This is a genomic window from Pseudoalteromonas sp. H103 (assembly GCF_001469205.1).
Lineage (GTDB): Bacteria > Pseudomonadota > Gammaproteobacteria > Enterobacterales > Alteromonadaceae > Pseudoalteromonas > Pseudoalteromonas carrageenovora.
In genome coordinates, this window is sequence record NZ_LOFG01000015.1 from 201,295 (window position 1) to 222,443 (window position 21,149).

At 39.0% G+C, this 21,149-nt stretch carries 15 protein-coding genes; 10 read left to right on the forward strand and 5 right to left on the reverse strand.

Annotated elements, in window-relative coordinates; genetic code table 11:
• Positions 1 to 8: 8 nt before the first annotated feature.
• On the reverse strand, positions 9 to 554 hold the full coding sequence (locus ATS74_RS10820; protein WP_058548914.1) for a glutathione peroxidase: 546 nt from the start codon (positions 552 to 554) through the stop codon (positions 9 to 11).
• A gap of 121 nt (positions 555 to 675) precedes the next feature.
• Between ATS74_RS10820 and ATS74_RS10825 the strand changes: the two genes are divergently transcribed.
• On the forward strand, positions 676 to 1,557 hold the full coding sequence (locus tag ATS74_RS10825; protein ID WP_058548915.1) for an NAD(P)-dependent oxidoreductase: 882 nt from the start codon (positions 676 to 678) through the stop codon (positions 1,555 to 1,557).
• Between the two features lie 208 nt (positions 1,558 to 1,765).
• On the opposite strand, the gene sbcB is transcribed toward ATS74_RS10825, so the two are convergent.
• Entirely contained in the window at positions 1,766 to 3,205 is a 1,440-nt protein-coding gene (gene sbcB, locus ATS74_RS10830; RefSeq protein ID WP_058548916.1) for an exodeoxyribonuclease I, read from the reverse strand.
• 156 nt (positions 3,206 to 3,361) lie between these two features.
• Between sbcB and ATS74_RS10835 the strand changes: the two genes are divergently transcribed.
• On the forward strand, positions 3,362 to 4,663 hold the full coding sequence (locus ATS74_RS10835; protein ID WP_139015380.1) for a tyrosine-type recombinase/integrase: 1,302 nt from the start codon (positions 3,362 to 3,364) through the stop codon (positions 4,661 to 4,663).
• 93 nt (positions 4,664 to 4,756) lie between these two features.
• On the opposite strand, the gene ATS74_RS10840 is transcribed toward ATS74_RS10835, so the two are convergent.
• Positions 4,757 to 4,969 (reverse strand): hypothetical protein, encoded by a 213-nt coding sequence (locus tag ATS74_RS10840; RefSeq protein WP_024595061.1) that lies wholly within the window; start codon positions 4,967 to 4,969, stop codon positions 4,757 to 4,759.
• Between the two features lie 710 nt (positions 4,970 to 5,679).
• On the opposite strand from ATS74_RS10840, the gene ATS74_RS10845 reads away from it, so the two are divergent.
• From ATS74_RS10845 to ATS74_RS10855, 3 genes are all read left to right on the forward strand, one after another.
• Positions 5,680 to 6,912, forward strand: coding sequence for a hypothetical protein (locus ATS74_RS10845; RefSeq protein ID WP_058548917.1), 1,233 nt, complete (start codon positions 5,680 to 5,682; stop codon positions 6,910 to 6,912).
• 362 nt (positions 6,913 to 7,274) lie between these two features.
• Positions 7,275 to 7,667 (forward strand): hypothetical protein, encoded by a 393-nt coding sequence (locus ATS74_RS10850; RefSeq protein ID WP_024595063.1) that lies wholly within the window; start codon positions 7,275 to 7,277, stop codon positions 7,665 to 7,667.
• Between the two features lie 198 nt (positions 7,668 to 7,865).
• The gene (locus tag ATS74_RS10855; protein WP_235592004.1) at positions 7,866 to 8,333 is read left to right on the forward strand and encodes a hypothetical protein; all 468 of its coding nucleotides are present in this window, start codon (positions 7,866 to 7,868) and stop codon (positions 8,331 to 8,333) included.
• 291 nt (positions 8,334 to 8,624) lie between these two features.
• On the opposite strand, the gene ATS74_RS10860 is transcribed toward ATS74_RS10855, so the two are convergent.
• The gene (locus ATS74_RS10860) at positions 8,625 to 9,506 is read right to left on the reverse strand and encodes a hypothetical protein (protein ID WP_058548918.1); all 882 of its coding nucleotides are present in this window, start codon (positions 9,504 to 9,506) and stop codon (positions 8,625 to 8,627) included.
• A gap of 801 nt (positions 9,507 to 10,307) precedes the next feature.
• On the opposite strand from ATS74_RS10860, the gene ATS74_RS10865 reads away from it, so the two are divergent.
• Positions 10,308 to 10,517, forward strand: a complete 210-nt coding sequence (locus ATS74_RS10865; protein WP_024594746.1) for a hypothetical protein — start codon at positions 10,308 to 10,310, stop codon at positions 10,515 to 10,517.
• Positions 10,518 to 11,683: 1,166 nt separating this feature from the next.
• Here the strand turns inward: ATS74_RS10865 and ATS74_RS10870 are convergent.
• Positions 11,684 to 12,466: a hypothetical protein gene (locus tag ATS74_RS10870; RefSeq protein ID WP_058548919.1), complete on the reverse strand. Its 783-nt coding sequence runs from the start codon at positions 12,464 to 12,466 to the stop codon at positions 11,684 to 11,686.
• A gap of 346 nt (positions 12,467 to 12,812) precedes the next feature.
• On the opposite strand from ATS74_RS10870, the gene ATS74_RS10875 reads away from it, so the two are divergent.
• The 4 genes from ATS74_RS10875 (at position 12,813) to ATS74_RS10890 (ending at position 21,053) form a co-directional block, all read left to right on the forward strand.
• Entirely contained in the window at positions 12,813 to 14,333 is a 1,521-nt protein-coding gene (locus tag ATS74_RS10875; protein ID WP_235592005.1) for a sigma-54 interaction domain-containing protein, read from the forward strand.
• Between the two features lie 62 nt (positions 14,334 to 14,395).
• Complete coding sequence (gene hsdR, locus ATS74_RS10880; protein WP_058548920.1) at positions 14,396 to 17,932, forward strand: type I restriction-modification system endonuclease; 3,537 nt, start codon at positions 14,396 to 14,398, stop codon at positions 17,930 to 17,932.
• An 89-nt stretch (positions 17,933 to 18,021) separates the two neighbouring features.
• Entirely contained in the window at positions 18,022 to 19,641 is a 1,620-nt protein-coding gene (locus ATS74_RS10885; RefSeq protein ID WP_058548921.1) for an N-6 DNA methylase, read from the forward strand.
• Positions 19,641 to 21,053, forward strand: coding sequence for a restriction endonuclease subunit S (locus tag ATS74_RS10890; RefSeq protein WP_058548922.1), 1,413 nt, complete (start codon positions 19,641 to 19,643; stop codon positions 21,051 to 21,053). Before ATS74_RS10885 ends, ATS74_RS10890 begins: the two co-directional genes overlap by 1 nt.
• Positions 21,054 to 21,149 lie beyond the last annotated feature (96 nt).

Sequence of the window (21,149 nt, forward strand, 5' to 3'; positions counted from 1 at the left end):
TAAAATAACTAAATGCCTTTTAATGCTGCAAAATTTGTTACTATTTTTGGGCTTTTTTTACCACTCGCTTTTTTTTGCAAGTTGGCTTCAATAACGTGTTTTAGCGTTTCGGGCTTGGTACGTGGTGCGTAACGCGCAACTAGTTGCCCTTCGGTATTAATTAAAAACTTTGTAAAGTTCCACTTTATTGCGCGGTTTTGAGAAATACCACGCGTATGCGATTTTAAATAATTAAACAGTGGGTGTGCTTCAGGGCCGTTTACCATTACTTTCCCAAACACCTCAAACGATACGTTAAATTGCGCTTGGTAAAAGTCTTTAATGGCTAAATTATCAAGAGGCTCATTTTGCCCAAATTGATTACACGGAAACGCCAATATTGTAAATCCGCTGCTTTTGTATTCTTGATAAAGCTTTTCCAGGGCGCTTAATTGCACCGAAAAATTACACTTACTGGCTGTATTAACAATAAGTATGGTTTTGCCCTTTAACTGGCTAAGAGGAAAACTTTCACTGTTATAAAGTGGTGCGTTAAATTGATAAATGCTATCCATAGGTTACCTACTTAATTTCCTAATAGTGGAAATTTTATAAAGACTTTCATTCGCTTTTTCGCCACCCGATTGACATAATCGAGGCCTAGTTTCTAAGTTATCAGTTTAATAGGTCATTTTTATGTCAATGAAAGTCGCATTTATAGGTTTAGGCGTAATGGGTTACCCAATGGCGGGTCATTTAGCAAAAGCAGGGCACAGTGTATGTGTTTATAACCGTACTACAGCTAAGGCCAAAACGTGGACAGAACAATACTCTGGTTGCTTTGCGCCCACTCCACGCGAAGCGGTAAGTAATGCCGAAATAGTGTTTATGTGTGTTGGTAACGATGACGACTTACGTTCTGTAGTATATGGCGACGACGGTGTTTTAGCGGGCATGCTGCCGCACACTGTTTTAGTTGATCATACAACAACCTCAGCTGAAGTAGCCCGTGAGGTAGCAGCAAAAGCGGCGCTGCAAAATATCGACTTTATAGATGCGCCTGTATCGGGCGGGCAAGCGGGCGCTGAAAATGGTGTTTTAACGGTAATGGCCGGTGGCAATGAAACTGTATTTGCAAAAGCACAGCCTGTAATGGCGGCATTTAGTCGTTTTAGCCAGTTGCTAGGCGAAGTTGGCTCTGGCCAATTATGTAAAATGGTTAATCAAATCTGTATTGCCGGCGTAGTGCAAGGCTTAGCCGAAGGCCTGCACTTTGCTAAGCAAGCAGGCCTTGATGGCGAAAAAGTAATTGAAACCATATCAAAAGGCGCAGCCGGTTCGTGGCAAATGGAAAACCGCTACAAAACAATGTGGGCAGGTGAGTACGAGTTTGGCTTTGCGGTAGATTGGATGCGTAAAGATTTAGGTATCGCACTTGATGAAGCTAAAAACAACGGCGCTACTTTACCGATGACTGCAACGGTCGATCAATACTACGCCGATGTACAAGCCCTTGGTGGGGGCCGATACGACACCTCAAGCTTACTTGCACGAATAGAAGCGCTGCATAAAAAATAACGTTTCACATTTTCAAGGTTAAAAGCTGCACTTTTCGCGTGAGCAAGCTCAACGTTTACCGCGAAGGTGCAGATATGGGTTTTACTTGTAGACGCGAAGCTTGCTTGCGTGATGGGCGAAGCCCATAATAATTTAAACAAAAACGCGACGCTTTAATTACTAAAGCGTCGCGTTTTTTAATGCGTTATACAAACAAACTTAAAGCAAATTACATGCTTTGAGCGTAGTTATATAAAGCCTTTAAAATAGTCAGGTTCTTTTCGCTGTCGTCGTGCTCATGGGCCAAGTTTTCAAGGGTGATCATAAAATCTTGTGCGCTAATTGATGGTTGATCTTCCCCGTGCATTAACTTGTTTTGACAATACTGGCGCCATTGATCAAGTTCTTGCTGGTTTAGCGTTTCTGGCCAGTTACGGGCGCGGTATCTAAATAATAACGTATTAAACTTTTTATCTTCAAAGTCTAAATTTAAGCCCGCTAGCTCATCTGGTTTAGCGTCGCGAATAATCGCAAATTTAGCTTTATCGGCATGGCTTGTAAAGCCATCGTAAAGCAGGTAATCAACGTTAGTGGTCGCGCTGTAATCGCCTTTTTCATTAAAAACTTCAGTTACTTTATCGCGAAGCTCGGTATTGGCTTTTAAAATAGCTAAATTAGCGAGGCACTGCTCGCGGTCAATGCCTAAACGGGCTGCGTTTTCAGGCAATAAAGTTTTAGCAGGTGCTAAAATAGGGCACTTGTTTAAATGCACCAGCTTTAAACCAACAGCTAAATCGCCCTCGGCTAAATCAATGCGTTTGGTGTATAAACGTTTACGTAATTCTTCTACATTTAAATCAAGTAACACTTGCGGGCTTTGGGTTAAATCAAAACAAATAACGGCGTTTTTATTTACCGGATGAAAGCTCATAGGCGCAACCCACGTTGTACAACCCTGCGTTGCAGGAATACGCGATGATGTATGTACAAGCGGCGTCATGTTAAATACATCAACTAAATCACCGAGCGCTTTTTTATTGCGGAGCCCAAAAAAGAAGTTATAAAGCTTTGGCTGTTTTTCTTTTATTAGCTTAGCCAATGCAATAGTGGCGGTTACATCGCTTAGTGCATCGTGCGCTGCGGCGTGTTCAATACCATTAGCTACGGTTAAATGCTCTAGCTTAAAGCTTGGGCTGCCGTCTTCTTTTAACGGCCATTCAATCCCTTCAGGGCGCAGCGCGTAACAAGCGCGTACTAAATCAATAATATCCCAGCGGCTATTGTTATTTTTGTATTCGCGCTCGTACGGGTCGTAAAAGTTACGGTAAAAGCTATAACGGCTTACTTCGTCATCAAACCGAATACTGTTATAACCGGCAACACAAGTGTTTGGCACGCTAAATTCGGCATGAATTTTTGCTATAAACTCAGCTTCAACTAAGCCTTTTTTCATCGCCACTTGTGGCGTAATACCCGTGATTAAACACGCCTCAGGGTGAGGTAAGTAATCCGCTTGTGGCTTACAATATTCAATAAGCGGCTCGCCAATTATATTTAAATCAAGATCGGTACGAATACCCGCAAACTGGCTCGGCTTATCCTTTTGAGGGCTCGCGCCCCAGGTCTCGTAGTCGTGCCAGTAAAGCGATGGTTGTTCATTCAAGTTCATAGTTGTAAAGCCTTGTATTTCAATCTTTTGAATTTACTGAATAATTTTTAGTTTTTTGGAATTCTCATTCATTAAAGCTTTATTTTATAGCTTTTCTATTAATTGAAATTGTGTACACTGGTGTGTGCAGATAAAAAAATTGGTGTGTACAAAAAAATGAGTCTAACAGACAGTAAATTAAAAAAGTTTCTTAATAAGTCACATGATAAGCCTTTTGAGCTTGCAGATCGAGACTCGCTTAGTATAAGAGTCTCTCAGAAGGGTAAAATCGCTTGGCAGTATAGGTTCAGATACAACGGAAAGGCCGATAGACTTTCGCTCGGAAATTACCCTGCAATTTCGTTGTCCCAAGCAAGAGCTTTGGTTCCTGAGTTAAGGCAGTGTATTCAAGAAGGCAAAAACCCTAAATCTGTAATGGGCAAGAGTCGTCAGGCTAAAAGCAAAAAAATTATGACTCTCGAAGATTTGTGCTTAATGTGGTTAGAAAAAGTTTCTGCTATTGAACACAAAGAAAACACGCAAGCAACTCATGCCACAACTGTAAGAAAGTGGATTTTAAATGAGCCTATAAAAAAGCCGCTAAAGGAGAAGTGGGTAAAGAAAAACCTTAATATGCCGTTCGATGAGATTACTAGTCAAAATTGGATGGATTTTTTTGAATGGGTAAAGTCTGAAAAAAGCGCCAACATGGCAGGCGTAGTCTTTAAATTATTAAAATCTGTTATTACTTGGGGTGTTAAATGGGAGTTAGTATCAAATTCAAACCTACTACTATTTAAAGTAAAAGATGTAGGCAAAGCCCCTAATGTTGGGGAGCGAACTCCCAGTTTATACGAAGCAGCCATGATGTGGTTAGAAATTGATAAATCTAAGGCTCTGCCACAAACAAAAATCTGTCTGAAACTTATAATTTTGCTTGGCGCTAGAAATAGCACAGTACGTAATATGAAATGGGAAGACTTAGATTTAGTAAATATGATTTGGACTATCCCTGTGCCTAAGGGACAAAAGCAAGCAACTCGCAGGGGAGCTCTTGAAGGCGATGTGAGCTCTCAAAGGCCTGAAAGGCACCCAATCCCAAGCAAAGTCAAAGAACTGCTAGAAGAAATAGCACTTATTTATGGAAAAACGGGGTATGTGTTTAAAGGTGATGGTGACAACAGCAACAAAGAAATTACTACTCATGCTTTAAACCGTTTTTGCACAAGAATGTCTTCTAAACTATTTATGAAGCATCAAATATCTAAAATTGTTCCGCATGACTTTAGGCGCATGCTGCAAACTACGCTCTGTGAAATTGATTCAAAATGGTTAGTAATAACAGAGCGTATGTTAGGCCATAAACTCAAAGGAACTATGAAGCACTACAACAAAGCTGATTATTTAGATGAGCAATTAGAAGCTTATGAATTACTTTGGTCAAAGTTAAAGCTAGAAATTGAAAAAATTAATAGCTAAATAATGCTGTTATTAATAAGAGCTACAAAAATAGACGTTAGTAGCTCTTATTAAATTAAAGTTAACTTTACTAATTTTAATTGCCGGCAATAACTAACCCGCCTGACCCAAAATATACTCTTCAACTTGCGCGGTAATAAAAATTTTCTTTCTGTAATTCTGTAAAGGCTTAGGGAAGCCATGCTTAAACTGTGAATTGTCTTGATTGCTTTGTGTGTAATTGTAATAACTAGTTCTAGACATATTTAAAACTTGGCATAGTTGCTTCAGTGACATAGTAGGGCCGAATAATTCAGATAAGTTCATTTTCTATCCTCACATAAAGTAATTTTTCCTCGCCCTAAGTAGGTTTTACTCAGGCGAACTTTTGTGATTCTTTGCTAATTTCTTAAATTAATTTTGAATCGGCTTAAGTAGTTTCGGCTTATACGAACTATTGCGATTTGCATAAAATTATTTAAATTAATTTCGAATCAGCTTAGGTAGTTTCGGCTTAAACGAACTATTACGGTTTACAGAAAAAATATTTAAATTAATTTCCAATAACCTTGGTTAACGTTTTGTTTGCGGTTTTTAGATGGCTAGGGCTTTGTTATATTTTACGTTAAAGTCAGGAGACATAATTGAGCAATTAGATTTGATGCTAACTGAGGCTATTTTTTCAGTCAGAGTGACTAGGTGGAAAAAGTAGATGCTATTAAAGCGTTATCAAAAAGAAAATGGTTTAATATTGAATTGACATTCAATAATGAGTAAAAAAAAGAACTTTATATGTAAAAAACGGGGGACTTCTCACAGTATTGGAGAAGCGCTGTTACATTTTCTTAGAAATTAGAAAACAGGACAAAAATTTAGTGTCAACAATACTATATAAATAAATCATAACTGTTAGTTATGGTTTTTAGACTTGGATAAAATCTGACAGTTGCATATAAGTAAAGCAGATTATTTGAGCCTCCTTAATAATATACAAGTTGTCTAACTCACTAGAAAGCAGATAACTATGAGTAATTATAATGAATGTTTTTAAAAAGTATTTTCGAACGAGAGTAATAAAAAGTATAGAGCGTCAAATCGCAAGACAGTATTCAGAATCAATTCAATGTTTTTTATCTGCACCTATTATTGCCCAGCTAGATACACACTATAAGAGGCAAAGAGATATTCAACAGAAACTGGATAAAAACACAAGAAACAGAGATAAGTTGGCCAATAGCAGGCTATGGGGAAACCGCTTTAGTGCTGATGGTTATTATAGGTGGGACGATGAGCTGAAAGACGAATACAAAGAGCGGTCTTTGAAAATTCAAAAAATATATGATTTGATGGGTTTTAAAATCACAGAAAATAATCTTGATAGACTAAAAAAGGAAGCCATTTTATTTGAAAAAAAGAACTCTGTTTTAGATAACAGTACAAGAGAAATAATTGCATTGGAAAATAAACTATTGCCAATGGCTGAACGCCAAATAGTTCAAGCTGCAGCTATCGCAGCTGGATTAGGTATTACTTTTCATGCTGGTGCGAGTTATACAGAATCCTTGAATGTTTACGAGGCCTTACGTAGAGTAAATTCAAATTTTATGGAGCTAAGCAACAGTGATATTTGGTTTGAAACTATGCTTCTCAGTCTCATTAATCCTGACTCTTATCAAGGAATGGTGAATCTGGCTAAGGGAGCCTATTTTGAGCAGCAAGTTGCCAATGATACTGGAGGACTGCTACACGAAAATTTCAATACCCCAGAAACAGATATGCTTTTAGAAGGTACATTGGTGCAATTGAAAGCAACAGACAGTGAAGCTATTATCGATACCGTAACTCCAGGCGTTAAAGTGATAGCAACCTCGGAAGTGGCCTCAAGAACATTTGCAATTGACTCTGGTCATACAAACAAAGAAATAACTATTTCAACAGAAAATGCCCTCGGTGGTGATGTTTTTGACACTTCAGGTAGCTTAATGGATGGGACTATGCTGTTATCTGGAGGGGTTGGTGTACTTGCATCATTAAGGGGAGTTTGTGCTGCTGGTGAATATCTGGAAAGGAACCCCTCAAAAAAGACTGGTGAAGACCTTGAGGAAAGTTTGACTCATCTGATAAAAGCATTAGCTATTGGTTTAGAGGTAGCAGCTCTCACAACGGTCAAGGCTCTTCCATCACTTTGGAATTTAATATTAACAGTCACCAGATGGGTACTAAATATAATTCATATCATTCTATATCCGTTTATAAAGATATTTAGTTAGTTTAGGGCTTTTCCAAACTTAAGAATCAAATAGGCATAAAGTGCCTTTTAGGGATCATTAAGCCGCATTTAAGGTCTTAAAGTGACTTATTGGTCACTTTAACTACCACATGTTGTACTCAAAAAGTTTTACTTAATCTACTTTCTTAGCGTGTTTAACAAGCTTAATTAGAATTATCGTCAACACAGCAGCCGGTAATAACCATATAAAATCACTCATCTTAAATTCTCAATGTTTGAAGTAGTACTCTAACCTTAATGCTTTTGATGTGTTTTGCAAATTTACGTCGCTTATCTATTACCTTTCAATTTTTCTCCTCACTTATGCCTAGTTAGTTTTAGGACAAATCACTAGGAAAAAACATGAAAGACCAAAAATCGCCGTTTATTCGCCAATATGTACGCGCTAGTAGATCACCGTGGGATGACAGCTCTACAATTTTGCTACTAGCTGATGTTGTTGATAAGCAAACACTAGAGCTGGGCTTCACCAATTACGTTTATTTACACAGAGATAGAGTGGGGAGTGTGCTGGGTATTAGTATTTCTCAACAGTTACTAGCTACTAATCCTGAGTTCTCACAGAGGTATTTGGAAGGTATTGAGATGTATGCTTTTTTACTCATACATATTGAAGACATAACAAACTTTTGCAGCTTGTTTAGTGCAGAATTTGAGCAGCTATTTATGCTAAAACCCAACGTATATTTTGCAGCTGCAGAAGACAGTTGGTTACGGTTAATAGAAAGCTCATAAACTCTGGCGAGCCTTTAGGCTCGCTTTTTAGTTTTAAAGATTCTGATCCAATTGTGTTTTAAATAAATAATTTAAACTCACAAAAAAAGTCATTATTTCTCCCTGAGAGTGCCTATTTATAAATAGCCTCAAAATAAGAGAAGTAAATAATTATTAACGGACAATAATTATTAAGTTAATTTAAAATAAGGAAATTATATGACTTGCAGATATACCTCTACTCTAGACATAATCACCCTGTTAGAAGATGTAAAAACGGTTGTTAGGGATAACGATCATAAAATAAACAAACTCATGCTAAGTGCCGACAACCCAAACTTTAAGGGTTTATGGGCTATTGTAGAGCCTCAAGTTTTTAATAAAAAGCACCTTAATTATCGTGGCGTAAAAGTTCTGATATATAAATTAATGATTTGTTTAATAAACGATGTACACCAACCCGTAACAGCATATCCTGATTACGATGACGAGTTTTATGAAGAGCCAGATCAAGCCTTTAGTGATGCGCCAGAGGACCGCTTTGATTCAGTGTTTAATAACAAGTTCGAGGATGAATTTGAAGACGACTATAAAAATGATATTGAAAATGAATTTGTTGGAGAGTTTGAACAAGATCGTATTGATCGTAATATCCAAGATTCAATAAACAGTCTTCTAAATAAATAATAAAGGACAAATATAAGTTATTTTGATAATAAAATAACTGCCTAATCATTACCCCTAAAATATGCCATGAGTCATTATTTGCAGGCTCACTGCTTAAGCTGAAACCTAGTTTAAGCAGCTCAATCTCATTAATAGAGATTACACCTCTAGGGGAAGGCGTGATGCAAATATAGCGCCTTGTTATTACTTCACAAAAGCGTGTTTTTAATAATAATGTTGGTAAGGCTTTAAATAGGCCAAAAGCAAAGGGGGAATGGATTACTATCCATTCCCCCTTTGCTTATCTATCGCTTATTGATAAAACATTTCATTAATTTCTTCACATAATTTAGTACGGAAAATAATAGACGAATGAAGCAATTCAGCATCGCTTTCACTGAGAAGTTGTGCTCGTGTCTTCTTATCAAAACGTTGCGGCATTTCCTCAAATAATTGTGTATGAAGTCGTTTTATATCATTGAAGATTTGCTGTGACTGTGAAAATAAAAAAATCTTACTGTAATCGCCATTTTTTAGTGACGACAAATACTTTAGTAAAATGACCTGTCGTGCAGTTTTGTTTTTAAAAGAGTGTTCCACCTCAATAGCGGCTATTGAGCCATTAGGAAGTAGCACAGCGCCATCCACTGTTCGTGCAGCGGATAGGCCGTTAATTCGTTGAAATTCTGGCTCGGTAATAAATCCCTTCCACATTGGGGCGTACGTTTCATCACTGTGATAATTATGTATACCGCGCAGCATGACAAATGCGTTAATCAGATTATGCATAACATGGTTATTATTGAACTGCAGCGCTGGGTTTTTATTGCTCCTAAAATATACGTCGATGCCCATTAACTCTTCTGCAAATTTGGCAGCAGTATACGTGGGTACATAGACTCGACCGTCAGGGCTTCGGTGTGTTTTTACCACACGCAGCAAACTGTCCTTTTCTAGCCGGTTCAGATGCTCTAATGCTAACCGATGATTAATGCCGTAGAGCCAGCGAATAATCCCTGGTGTAACAATAGAAAACCGAATTGCAATAAGCACCGAGAGCTTGGTTCTGTTAACTCCTTTTTGATGGTTATTTGCGCCTGCACGATATCGCATATCAATATCAAAATAGCGAGGGTAGTGATGAGTATGAAGAGTGTTGTTCGTTTCCAAATTTATTGATGGTTGTTGCGTCATTTTCTAAAGGCTCTCAGGTTAGTTAATTGCTAAAATTAACTAGTATCACAGTACACAAATTACCGTTATTTGATGACTTAAACCCCGTTTTTCATTCCGAGATGCTTTAACAGCATGCACGGGATCATTGTCGCGATAATTATCGCAACAAAAGCAGCTTTCAGCTGATGGTCTCTCAACTTCGTTGTTCAACCATAGGGTCTAAAACGCCCGTAAGCTCTGGTGTTGCTCCGCAACGAGCTTACTCGACGCGCTATCGCGCTAGCGTTTTAGACCCCGCGCGAATGTAGCGTGCTCCGCCCTGTACCAAACGCCATACTGCCGCTACAGACAATGCGATGGGTGCCCCATTATCCGCATTTTTCTTCGCTTTTATTTTCTACGAAAATAGATGGTTCGATCTAAATTTGTGCCAAATTTTAATCGAATTTCGCTGATGCGAAACACTATCGCGGTTGGTACAGACCAGCTGTACATTCGCGCTTTCTCCATGTGTCTGCGGCTTCGCCTACAACACATTACGCGCTTGTTGGCCTCATTCTGAGGCGTTTTTTTTACAGTTTTTCGTGCCGAAAAATGCGTTTTATAAGAGCGTCTTTTAGACAAAAGCGCCTTCAAAATAAACTTATTAATGAACTTTTTAGATAAAGAGGAAAGGGTTTTTACTTAATAAAATTAAGAGGAGAGGGAACTACTTATTCAAACTGTTTGTTGCTGAGCTGCGCAGTCAAACAGTTTGTTTTTTATCACGAAATCATTAAATTTGAAAGTATAAATTAATGATTATTAAGGTTTAAGAGTATGAAAAATAATGACGTTACTGATATTGCTATTAATCCAACAACAGGATTACCTATCACAAATGCCAGCACTAATATCTTAGATGTTGGTGGCAATGTGGTGGACCAGCCTAATAGAGTAATGACTGTTTATGAAATTGAAGAATCGATAAGTGCTTCAAACAATGGTGACTGTTTTGATGCATTTGACTCGTTTGATGATGGCTTTTAATGCCCAAAATATTGAAAGCAATTAGTCTGTATCGAATAGAGATTGTTTACTCGAGCATTGCACTTCTTGGCTCATCTATATTGTTTTTACAGTATAAATCGACTCAAAATTTTGCTTGGTTTGTCGCCCTGAGTTTGTTTTGCACTAGAATTGCTATTGGCATAATAAACTATGAGCAATATTGCCAAAGCAATAAGCGAAGTTTGAAGATAGCGCTCAAATATTTGTTATTTAAATTTGTATAAAACTGTTTATTTGTCCTAAACGCAAAGCGTCCTGATTTTATTAGGACGCTTTTTTGTTGAAAGCATTAATTAGACTGTCACCATATAAAAAAGATAAAGGTTTATATAAAAATGAGTTTTTAAAACTGTTAAATACGACTGAAAGGAGAGGGTAACTTAGATGGAGGGTGGTTCAATGAGTCGATAGATATGTAAAAATACATACCTACCAACCACAAGGAATATACAAATTAGTTTTCATATACCTCTACTTACGCAAAGGATAAAAATTAGTAGTTACAATTGCTAACTAAATTTTCTTTACTACAGTGTTTTGTCGCTCACCCCCGCCAAAGCGGGGAAACCAATTTAGCAGCACGACCGTCTAGCTAAACTTTCTTTACTACAGTGTTTTGTCGCTCACCCCCGCCAAAGCGGGGAAACCAATTTAGTAGCACGACTGTCTAACTAAATTTTTTTTGCTACAGCGTTTTGCCGTTCACCCCCGCCAAAGCGGGGAACACAACTTAGTAGCACAACAGGCTAACTAATTTTTTATAAACTAATTGTATATTTTTATTTATCTCCATTTACTGAGGAGACTGCAGAGGAATAGCATTGCTACCCTCCTATGTTTCGAACTTTAAATGCTCCTGTTTTATAATGCAAGCGTTTAGTTGTTTTTAATTTAAAAAATAACATGAACGGCAATATTTGTAGGTTTTTAATGGCTATTTCGAAGTAGATAGGTGTTTTTAATGGCAAGGTTTAAATTTAGCCCAATCGTTTTGTTGACATTAAAAGCAAAATTACACTGTGTTTTTGTTTTTTTAAGTGTTTTTATATAAAGGGAGCATTTCGCTCCCAGATATCAGCAATACGATTAATATGGCTTTACTTTATTAAAATATAGAGTAAGTAAAGCCAGCAAATTTACGCTAGCTACATTTCTAATTCCCAGCTTATCAGGGTGGAGCGAACCATATTTATTACGAAATATAGTGAACGCTGTGATTTAACATGTATGTAGTCTGGGTCTGCGGTAATTTCGCGCTCACAGTCACTAGATTCATAGATTGGACAGTTTGATTCATACCACATTTCATAAGAAGTTTCACCAATTTCGTCTTCATAGATTGTATCTATTAGGTCATACTCAAAAATACGTAGGCTGAACTTATTAAGCATATCGCAGAAGAGGTCTGCATTGCTTTCGGTTGCAGCCAATGGTGACGGCCACAGCTTAGTACCATTTCCATTACCCTGAATGAAAACTTCGTTTGCAGGATATATATATGTATCTGCCTGTCCACTATTCTTGTCTACCATCTCTTCAAATGCTATTAGCTGTGAGTTATATATTGTATGGGTGAAATTTACTTCCCCCTTCTCTTCATCATCATATTCATCTTCATCTAATAACTCATCTTGTTCATCTGACTGTTCACAACTTTCTTCGGACATTGCTTCAGACGATGTTTGTTCTGCACTTAATACTGCTTCTGGCAACGTTAACATTTCCTCGTTCAGGGGCTCATTTTGTCCATAATCGTTGGACGACAAAGCCTTTAATGCTTGCTCCCAAGTTAAATTCATTTCACTTTGAGCAATTTCATCTAGTGCTTGGTTTAAAGGGATTGCCTTTGCTTTTTTTTGTTTTTTTGCATCTTTTTTGGCGCGAGAAATAGACAGGCCAGAAGGAAAGTATTGTTCTAACTGATTCATAGTGTAAACCTTAAATATGCTTACGTCCGCCCACTAACATTACGCATGTTAAATGTTTAACTATTTTTATTTGAGAGTATGATTATCCGACAGGACTGCGCTTAAAGTGGGCGAAACGAGCTCATCAGTAAAGCTCTGAAAAGATTATTAAATAAATTAAATAGGATCGCAACCTCTTTTATTAAAACGCATAAAAAGGCTGTATTGGCATAAAAAAAGCCAGCTATGCTTTTAAACAATTTACCAATCCATTTGTATTAATCTTTGTATAAAAAAGAAGGTTAAGTAGCTATTTTTTATGGGTAAATTATATTATTTAATGTAATATACTTTACAAAGTAACAATATGAGCAAACGGACTGTGAATATACTTCTTTCTTGGCTGGGCACCAAAGACATTGATAATATGCTCGATGGTGAAAAAAATGCTTCAATTTCAACTCTCGCTACTAACTCTCAAACTCCTTTTGATAAAATTGTAATACTCTCTAATCATCAGCATAAGTATTGGGAAAAGTTTGAAGACTTTGTAAAAAAGCGAATGGCTACAATTGGAAAACCATATCATGATATTCAGGTACATAAAGCTAATATTGTTAGCCCAATTGATTATGAGTCTATTCACCAAGTAACAGCGCTTTGGATCAATAAATTAAGTGAAGAGGCAGATTCCTTATCAATAAATCTGACCTCTGGCACGCCTGCAATGACCACTTTATCTGTGCTTATCGGTAAAGGTAAATCGAACGTTCAATTCCTTCAAGCAACCCCACAAAATGAGTTGCTACACGTTGATATCCCGATTGATTTTGGCCAAGAATATGTAAAGTCCGCATCTAAAAACATAGCGAATACGGCAACCTCTGAGCCTAAAATTGAACAAGCTTTTTCAAAACTCACTGCAAAATCAGTGCAAATGCAAAATGTAGTCAACAAAGCTAAAAAAATTGCAGCCTCAGAAGTACCTGCACTTATCCTTGGTGAAACCGGAACCGGTAAAGAGCTAATGGCTACCGCCATTCATAAAGGAAGCTTACGAGCAAATAAGCCATTAAAAGTCATTAACTGCGGAGCATTTGCAGAAAACCTTGTTGACTCAACCTTGTTTGGTCATAAAAAAGGGGCCTTCACTGGAGCTGAAAAAGACCACCCAGGGCTTTTTGAACAGGCCGACGGCGGTACTTTATTTTTAGATGAAGTGGGTGAATTAACCCCCGAGATTCAGGTAAAGCTTTTAAGAGCATTACAACAAGGCGAGATCAACCGTTTAGGTGACACCCAAACCACTAATGTCGATGTTCGAGTTATTGCAGCCACACATAAAGATTTATCAAAGCTAGTAGGAGAAGGTAAGTTTCGCGAAGACTTATTTTACCGCTTAGCAGTGGGCATTATACAAATGCCAGCACTACGAGAGCGCATTGAAGATATCACTGTTATTGTTAATCAACTTGTAGAGCAAATAAATAAAGCAGGTAGTAAACATCCCGACTACATAAGTAAAAATATTTCCGAAAAGGGAATAAAGTTTATTTTATCTCAGCCGTGGCAAGGTAATATTAGAGAGCTGTGGAGTACATTAAACCGTGCATTTTTATGGTCTGACTCACAAACAATAACTGAAAATGACTTATCAAGTGCCATGATAAACCGCGCTAAAAATAAAAGCTTTACAGATATTACACTGTCATACGACGATAAAATAGATGTTACGCAATTAGTTGATAATTATAAAAAAGCTTATGTTTTAGCTGCTTTAAAAGCAAGTGGAAATGTTAAAAGCCACGCTGCCCAAATGCTTAATTTAAAAGATCACCAAACGCTTAGCAATTGGATGAAGCGCTTAAACATCAAACACGAAAAATAAAAAGGACAATAGTGTTGGTATATAAGTTGCCAATACCTATTGAGTAAAAGGAGAAGTAGCCAGTGAAAAAATCAAACTTTGAATTCTTAAAAGGTGTGAACGATATTCTTTATCGCATAGCGTTTGCTGCGGAAAAGAATTTTCCTGACGATCCTAATACCACATTAGTAAAACTGCGTATGTTTGGAGAAGCCTCAGCCAAGCACATTGCTAAACTTCTTGATTTAGAACTCCCCCCTACGCAAGTTGACCTTATCAGAGAGCTTGCAAAAATATCGTGGGTTGATGACTCTATAATCAACATATTCCACATGCTGCGTAAAGTTGGTAACCAAGCGGTTCACGACTACCACAACGATTTAGACGATGCCGAAATGGCACTGCGTTTAGCATTTCGTTTAAGTATTTGGTATTACCGACTAATTAAAAAAGACGTTGATTTTGCAGCGCCTATTTTTGTACTACCAGACGGCCAACAAGAAAACGAATACCAACACCAAGTAACAGAGCTAAAAGCAGCGCTACAACAAGCATTAAATAGTAACGCACAAACCGATAGTGAACTTGCTCAAAACAAAAATCAACTTACCGCGCTAAGTGGTTATATTGCTATTTTAGAAGGCAAGCAGCAAGAAACCGAGCAACAAACACAAGACCGAGTAAACGCGCTTGAAGCACAGTTACAAGCCAAAGAAGCAGAGCTTGCACAAAAAACACAAGCAGAGCGCAAAGCATACAAACAAGAAATCACGCAACGTGCAGCAGCGCGCCGCTTAGACCTATCAGAAAAAGAAACGCGCTTTCTTATCGATCAGCAACTGCGTGATGCAGGCTGGGCTGCCGACACGGCCGTGTTAAATTATGCAAATGGTACGCGCCCACAAATAGGTAAAAACCTAGCTATAGCAGAGTGGCCAACTGATACCGACGAAACAGGTAAAACAGGCTTTGCCGACTATGTATTGTTTGTAGGTTTACAACCAGTAGGGGTTGTTGAAGCTAAAAAAATAAATACCGACGTATGCGGCAAATTAGCCGAGGCTGAGCGTTACAGTGTTTACTTTAATCTTGATCATTTAAACGCCGAAATCCAAGCGCGAGCTGCAAACGATGCAGAGCATCAAAAAGTAGCAGAGCAGCTACAAACTCAAAACAGCTACCAAATTACGTGGAAAGAATCCAAAGAGCCAAACGCACGCAGCTATAAAATACCGTTTGTATTTTCAACAAACGGGCGAGAGTACCGCCGCCAGTTATTAAGTAAAAGCGGTATTTGGTATCGCGATGTACGTAAAGTGAGTAACCAAGCTAAAGCATTACCTGCATGGCATACACCAGGCGAACTAAAAGCTAAGCTAGATGGCAACATAGATGCCGCGCAGCAATGGCTCGAAACTAACGAACCAACAGGCTTAGGGCTTCGTTATTTTCAAAAAGAGGCTATAACAGCCACCGAGCAAGCTATTAAAAAAGGCCAGCAAAATATATTACTTGCTATGGCAACCGGTACAGGTAAAACCCGTACCGCTATTGCCCTTATGTACAGGCTAATTCAGTCACGTCGATTTAATCGTATTTTGTTTTTAGTTGATCGCCGCTCATTGGGAGAGCAAGCATTAAACTCGTTTGATGACACACGCATAAACGATGTGCCTTTTAACACCATATTTAATATAAAAGGCCTGACCGATAAGTTCCCGTCAGACGCAACTAAAATACATGTATCAACTATTCAATCGCTAGTTAAGCGTACGCTACAAAGCGATGAATTTATGCCAGTTGAGCGCTACGACTGCATAATAGTAGACGAAGCACACCGTGGTTATATTCTTGATAAAGAACAAACCGATGGCGAAATGGAATTTAGAAACCAGCTCGACTACGTATCAACGTATCGCAGAATACTTGACCATTTTGATGCAGTAAAAATAGGGCTTACTGCAACACCCGCATTACACACCACCGACATTTTTGGTTTACCAGTGTACCGTTACAGCTACCGCAAAGCGGTGATAGACGGCTACTTAATAGACCAAGCGCCCCCTATAAAAATAATTACTAAGCTTAACCAAAACGGTATTTATATCGATAAAGGCTCAGAGGTAACACGCTTAACCTCTCAAGGGGAGCTAATTCAAGATACCCTTGAAGACGAGCGCGACTTTGAAGTAGCCAGCTTTAACCGCGATATTATTGCATCAAACTTTAATAAAATAGTTGCAGAGTCATTAACTACAAAGCTTGACCCAACAGGTAAGCAAAAAACACTCATATTTTGTGTAAACAACACCCATGCCGATAACATGGTTATTGAGCTGCGTGAGGCTTTTAAAAAGCATTACCCAAACCTTGAGCACGACGCCATTATTAAAATAACCGGCGAAAGCGATAAAGATCCTAAAAAAATACAAAGTATGATCACCCGCTACAACAAAGAGCGTTTACCTAATATTGTAGTAACGGTAGACCTACTCACTACAGGGATAGACGTACCGAGCATTTGTAACCTGGTGTTTTTACGTAAAGTAAAAAGTCGTATTTTGTACGAGCAAATGAAAGGGCGCGCCACACGTTTATGTCCAGAGGTTGGCAAAGTAAACTTTACTATTTACGATGCCGTCGATTTATACGACTCGCTCGAATCGGTAGATACAATGCGCCCAGTGGTTGTGCGTCCAAAAGTAGAGTTAAACACCTTAGTAAACGAAATAACCGACTCACAAACTTATAAAACATTAGAGGCCGATGGCCGCTCGTTTGCACATCACAGCCACGAGCAACTAGTGGCTAAAGTACAGCGCATTGTCGGTCATGGTGTATTTAATCAAGACAAGTCAGCTCAAATTGACCAATCAATAAAACGCTTAGATACCGTATTAGCCGGCGCTGCTGGTTGCGATTTTGCAAGCCTTGCCCAAACCCTAAAAACCAAAGGGCCAGAGCAAAGCGCCGAAATTTTTACACAACTTCCAAAACTGGTCGAAAACCTAGAGCACCTTAAAAAGCAAATAAACGAGCTACGTCACGAGCCTATTTTTACCGACATAGAAGACGAGCTAATAGAGTTTAAAGAAGGCTATGGCGATTACGACAACGCCGAAGACTTTTTAGACGCGTTCGACAAACTCGTAGAGCAAAGCGAGAACAGCCAAGTTGCGCTGCAAACAGTTATCACCAAACCTAAAGACTTAACCCGTAAAGCATTAATAGAGCTGCAAGAGTGGTTTGATGCGCAATCGTTTGATGAGTCAACACTCAGAGTCGCATGGAAAAAAACCACCAACCAAGATATTGCCGCACGGTTAATAGGGCATATTCGCCGCGCAGCACTCGGTGATGCATTACTCCCGTTTGATGAGCGTGTAAATAACGCACTCACTAAAATAAAGCAGCAAAAACCGTGGAGTGACGAGCAACTAAAATGGTTAGAACGCTTAGCCAATAGCTTAAAAGAGCAAGTAGCCATTGACGACGACACCTTTAAAACCGGTAATTACCGCCGCCGAGGTGGTAAGCGCAAACTCGATGCTATTTTTAATAACGAGCTTAGCCAAGTGCTAGAACAATTTAATAACTATATGTGGGAGCAACCTGCCTAATTAATGCAGGTTTACCTTAACCCTTATATTACAATACCAAACACTGTGAAGCGTTGGCCTTAAGGCTAACCCAAAAATTAAGAGACACTATGAACAACAATGATTTAGTAGCCAAACTTTGGAAAATGTGTGACACCCTGCGCGATGGCGGTGTGTCGTATCAAAACTACGTAAATGAGCTGGCCACATTGCTGTTTTTAAAAATGACCGAGCAAACAGGCACCGAAACCGACCTACTACCACAAGGTATGCGTTGGAACGACCTAAAAGGCAAAATAGGGCTCGAGCAGCTGCAATTTTACCGCAACATGCTGGTACAGCTAGGTAACGACGACCACGCTATTGTGCGTGCCATATTCCAAAATGTTAATACTACAATTACAGAGGCTGCACAGCTTACAGAGCTTGTAACTACAATGGATAGCCTAGATTGGTACGAAAGCGGCGATGACGAAAACATAGTAAAAACACGTGATGACTTTGGCGACATGTACGAAGGCTTATTACAAAAAAATGCTAACGAAACTAAATCAGGCGCCGGCCAGTACTTTACGCCAAGGCCACTAATAGAAACAATGGTGCGTTTATTACAACCGCAACCGCGCGAAATTATTCAAGATCCCGCAGCAGGCACCGCTGGCTTTTTAATTGAAGCCGATAAATACATTAAAAGCCAAACCAACGATTTAGACGACCTAGACGACGAAACCCAAGAATTCCAAATGAAGCGTGCCTTTGTCGGGCTTGAGCTAGTACCCGAAACCCGCCGCCTTGCATTAATGAACTGTTTATTACACGACATTGAAGGTAATGAAGAGCTAGGCGGTGCAATACGCCTTGGTAACAGCTTAGGAAACGATGGCGAAAACCTGCCAAAAGCCAACGTAATACTTACAAACCCGCCGTTTGGCTCTGCAAGCAGCACTAATATTACCCGTACCTTTGTATACCCAACATCAAACAAGCAACTGTGTTTTATGCAGCATATATACAATAGCCTTGAGCCAGGTGGCCGTGCTGCCGTGGTAATACCCGATAACGTATTATTTGAAGGCGGCAGAGGGGCTGAAATACGTACCGACTTAATGCACAAATGTAACCTACACACAATTTTACGCTTGCCTACTGGTATATTTTACGCCGCAGGCGTTAAAACCAACGTGTTGTTTTTTCAAAAAGGCACGTCGGAAAACCCACATCAAGATAAAGACTGCACAACTAACACCTGGGTGTACGACTTACGTACTAACATGCAAACCTTTGGTAAACGCAGCCCATTTACTCATAAATACCTTGAAAGCTTTGAGGCGGTTTACGGCAGTGATGCTAACGGCCAAGCAGAGCGTGAAGAAGGCGTTTACAATATTTTAGGCTGCACTACACTTGTAAACGATGAAGATATTAAAAACACTGACAGCTCTGAGCTAATAGAAAACGCTCGCTGGCGCAAATTCTCACGTGAGTTTATTAAAAATAAAAACGACAGCTTAGACATTACATGGCTTAAAGATAACTCAGTAACTGATGCTGCAAACTTGCCAGAGCCCGATGTACTAGCAACAGAAGCAATGACAGAGCTTACCGAAGCCTTGCGAGAAATGAACCAGCTGATGATAGATCTTGGCGCTATCGATCAAGCCGCAGGCCAAGTGCAGTTATTGGCGGAAGAGTTCGGTTTAGAGCATAAAGTGATTGAAGGGTCTAAGTGATGATAAAATCTTTATCAGGTTGGGCTAATGCCACTATTGGTGATGTTGCTGAAGTTTCTACTGGTAGCACACCAAAACGTACAGAGAGTAAATACTGGGAAAATGCAGATATTCCTTGGTTAACTAGTTCTGTTACAGGTAAACCTATCTGTAAATCAGCTACTCAATTTGTATCTTCGTTAGCTGTAAAAGAATGTAGGCTGAAAACCTTTAGTAAAGGTACATTATTACTCGCTATGTATGGAGAAGGAAAAACACGCGGTCAAGTAACTGAAATAAAAATAGATGCAACTTGTAACCAAGCTTGTGCAGCTATTGCTGTTGATTCTCAATTGGCATCAAAAGAATTTGTTAAGTACCGTTTGTTGGAAAACTATCAAGCAACTCGATTAGCGGCAGCAGGTGGAAATCAGCCTAACTTAAATTTAAATAAAGTTAGAGCTATTATTACTCCACTGGCTCCTTTAAAAGAACAAAAGCGCATTGTTGAAAAGCTAGATAGCTTATTGGCGCAGGTCGATACCATACAACAACGCCTCAACAATTTACCGGATATCATCAAACGCTTTCGCCAATCCGTCCTCGCCGCCGCCGTCTCCGGCAAACTCACAGAACAATGGCGTGGATGCAAGGATTATAAAACCGAATTCGGCACTACCGTTCCGATTAAATGGGATGTAAAGACTGCTACTGAAGTCTGTGAAAAAGTTCAAAGTGGATCTACTCCTAGAGATAACCCATTCGATCAAGATGGAAAAGTTCCATTTCTAAAAGTCTACAATATCGTTAATCAAAAAATAGACTTTGATTATAGACCGCAATTTGTTACTGAAAAAGTTCACGCAGAAAAGCTTAAGCGCTCAGTTGCTTTACCTGGTGATGTCTTGATGAATATAGTTGGTCCTCCTTTAGGTAAAGTTGCGATGTTGAATGATCAATACCCAGAGTGGAACTTAAACCAAGCTATTACTTTATTTAGAGCAGACAATACAAAATTGAATAAACAGTATTTATATTTTGTTCTGTGTGAGGGTGACCTTGTTCGTAAAGTTATGCCAAGTACGAAAGGTTCGGTTGGGCAGGTAAACATTTCTCTCACTCAATGTAGAGAATCAACTATTCCACTACCTACATTGGAAGAACAAACTGAAATCGTCCGTCTTGTCGAGCAATATTTCGCCTTAGCCGATACCTTAGAAAAGAATCTCGCGAATGCTAAACAGCGGGTTGATAACTTAACGCAATCGATATTAGCCAAAGCGTTTCGCGGTGAACTTGTACCACAAGACCCAAACGACGAACCCGCCGATAAGTTATTAGCGCGTATAAAAGCCGCGCGACTTGAAGCCGATAAACTAGAAAAAGCAGCTAAAAAAGCAGCTAAAAAAGCAGCAAAAGCCAGTAAGAAGTAACACGCTATTGTGTAGGTCGGCATTTGTGCGACATGGTTGCGAATAAACACCCATTGTCGGAAAAAAGCGATATATAAGCCAAAGGTTAGAAAAAAC

Bases quoted from the DNA above. Each gene is read 5' to 3' on its own strand.
- ATS74_RS10820 (WP_058548914.1), bottom strand. From the start codon at position 554: ATGGATAGCATTTATCAATTTAACGCACCACTTTATAACAGTGAAAGT.
- ATS74_RS10825 (WP_058548915.1), top strand. From the start codon at position 676: ATGTCAATGAAAGTCGCATTTATAGGTTTAGGCGTAATGGGTTACCCA.
- sbcB (WP_058548916.1), bottom strand. From the start codon at position 3,205: ATGAACTTGAATGAACAACCATCGCTTTACTGGCACGACTACGAGACC.
- ATS74_RS10835 (WP_139015380.1), top strand. From the start codon at position 3,362: ATGAGTCTAACAGACAGTAAATTAAAAAAGTTTCTTAATAAGTCACAT.
- ATS74_RS10840 (WP_024595061.1), bottom strand. From the start codon at position 4,969: ATGAACTTATCTGAATTATTCGGCCCTACTATGTCACTGAAGCAACTA.
- ATS74_RS10845 (WP_058548917.1), top strand. From the start codon at position 5,680: ATGAATGTTTTTAAAAAGTATTTTCGAACGAGAGTAATAAAAAGTATA.
- ATS74_RS10850 (WP_024595063.1), top strand. From the start codon at position 7,275: ATGAAAGACCAAAAATCGCCGTTTATTCGCCAATATGTACGCGCTAGT.
- ATS74_RS10855 (WP_235592004.1), top strand. From the start codon at position 7,866: ATGACTTGCAGATATACCTCTACTCTAGACATAATCACCCTGTTAGAA.
- ATS74_RS10860 (WP_058548918.1), bottom strand. From the start codon at position 9,506: ATGACGCAACAACCATCAATAAATTTGGAAACGAACAACACTCTTCAT.
- ATS74_RS10865 (WP_024594746.1), top strand. From the start codon at position 10,308: ATGAAAAATAATGACGTTACTGATATTGCTATTAATCCAACAACAGGA.
- ATS74_RS10870 (WP_058548919.1), bottom strand. From the start codon at position 12,466: ATGAATCAGTTAGAACAATACTTTCCTTCTGGCCTGTCTATTTCTCGC.
- ATS74_RS10875 (WP_235592005.1), top strand. From the start codon at position 12,813: ATGAGCAAACGGACTGTGAATATACTTCTTTCTTGGCTGGGCACCAAA.
- ATS74_RS10885 (WP_058548921.1), top strand. From the start codon at position 18,022: ATGAACAACAATGATTTAGTAGCCAAACTTTGGAAAATGTGTGACACC.
- ATS74_RS10890 (WP_058548922.1), top strand. From the start codon at position 19,641: ATGATAAAATCTTTATCAGGTTGGGCTAATGCCACTATTGGTGATGTT.